A 1,648-nucleotide genomic window follows, 5' to 3' on the forward strand; every position below is an offset into this window, starting at 1 on the left:
CAACAAGACTATATCCCTTCATCCACTTTATAAACCGCAATAGCTTCATCCACTGACTCGAAATATTTCACCTGATTATCTCGGCCAATAAATAGCGCGGCATCGCAGAACTCTTTTAGTGAACCGAGGCTATGGGAAACCATAAGAAAGCTTGATTCCTGGTGGCGGGATTTGAACAGGTCTGCACATTTTTGTTTAAAGCGCGCATCACCTACAGCGGTGACTTCGTCCACCAGATAGTAATCAAACTTAAATGCCATACTCAGGCCAAAACCCAGGCGGGATTTCATGCCAGAAGAGTAGGTTTTGATTGGCATATCAAAGTATTTGCCGAGTTCGGCGAACTCTTCAACAAAGGCCACTTTCTCTCGTAATTCACGCTCTGCTGCATACAGGCGGGCGACAAACTTAACATTTTCACGCCCGGTCAAACTCCCCTGAAATCCACCTGCCAGTCCTACCGGCCAGGAGATCGTTTTATCGGTAATAACTTTGCCGCTATCAGGCCGGTCGATACCACCGATGACACGTAATAGCGTTGATTTACCTGAACCATTGCGACCAATTAGGGCCACACTTTTATTGGTAGGGAACTCGACATGCAGATTTTTAAAAACATAATGGCGCCCAGCAGGGGTACGATAAGATTTAGTTAGATTTTCAATTCTGATCATGAGGTTAGCATCGCCTCTTCACCGTTACGGTACAACACAAGCCCAACAAACAGACTGACCAACGTACAGAAGGCCAGATAGTATAAGTTGGCACCTTCGCTGACATAACCCGGAACGACGGCTTCACGGCATAGCTCAACGACATGGACTAACGGATTCCACAGTAAGTACGGCCAGTAATCCTTTGGAATTGAATGGAGCGGAAACATAATGCAGGAAATAAAGTAGAGCGGCTTTAACAGAATGGGTAGAAACTTCTCGGTTTCGGGGAAGGTTTTTCCTATCACCATAAAACTCAGACCGACGCCGCAGGAGAAAATGATTAGCATTAACCAGACCAGAACCAGCGAAATAAGGTTAATGACTTCAAACTCCTCGCCAAGCAGGCCGACGATCGCCATCAGTAAGATGTAAACTACCGCATAAATTAATGATTCTAAAACAGCGCGGGCAATGATGGTGTCTATCGGCCTTACCGGGCGATAGTTAAATAAGCCTTGGTTGGCTTCTATAGCACCAATCGACCGGTTACTGATATTAATGAATACGAAGTAGGGAACAATCCCATTAATCAGAAAAACCGGGAAGGAAATATCTGGCATGGTACGCTGCATAATGTAGCCGAAAATGCCTAGTAGCATGAGCATGTGAGCCATAGGCTCTAGCGCCGCCCAAAGATAACCCAGCCGATACTTGCCAAATCTGGTTTTAATTTCCCTTAGAAACAAAGCGTTAACGGCAGCTTTTTGTACTTCGAAACCACTACGAGCCATCTGTTGTTGTCCAAAAATTTAATCTGGTTTGTCCACGCTACCGCCCCTGATTTACAGCACCCAGTATGCTGAAAACAAAAATAGATTGTGGAATACCAATATGACGAAAATAACTACGCCAAAAGGATAGAGATATTTATACGTGTATTATAAAAAATAGATAATACTATGCCAGGCATGGTCTGGAATTTAAATATGTAT

General features: G+C 44.2%; 2 protein-coding genes. Both read right to left on the reverse strand.

What is annotated here, in order from left to right; genetic code table 11:
* Positions 1 to 8: 8 nt before the first annotated feature.
* Positions 9 to 674 carry an ABC transporter ATP-binding protein gene (locus tag V2A85_RS23490; protein ID WP_420072530.1) on the reverse strand — a complete coding sequence of 222 codons (666 nt, stop codon included), beginning with the start codon at positions 672 to 674 and terminating at the stop codon, positions 9 to 11.
* Positions 671 to 1,447, reverse strand: a complete 777-nt coding sequence (locus V2A85_RS23495; protein WP_083163420.1) for an ABC transporter permease — start codon at positions 1,445 to 1,447, stop codon at positions 671 to 673. Before V2A85_RS23495 ends, V2A85_RS23490 begins: the two co-directional genes overlap by 4 nt.
* Positions 1,448 to 1,648: the final 201 nt, after the last annotated feature.

The sequence above is a fragment of the Yersinia sp. 1252 StPb PI genome, assembly GCF_048593885.1.
GTDB classification, from domain to species: domain Bacteria; phylum Pseudomonadota; class Gammaproteobacteria; order Enterobacterales; family Enterobacteriaceae; genus Yersinia; species Yersinia enterocolitica_E.

Coding starts and splice junctions, on each gene's coding strand:
- V2A85_RS23490 (WP_420072530.1), bottom strand. CDS start 674: ATGATCAGAATTGAAAATCTAACTAAATCTTATCGTACCCCTGCTGGG.
- V2A85_RS23495 (WP_083163420.1), bottom strand. CDS start 1,447: ATGGCTCGTAGTGGTTTCGAAGTACAAAAAGCTGCCGTTAACGCTTTG.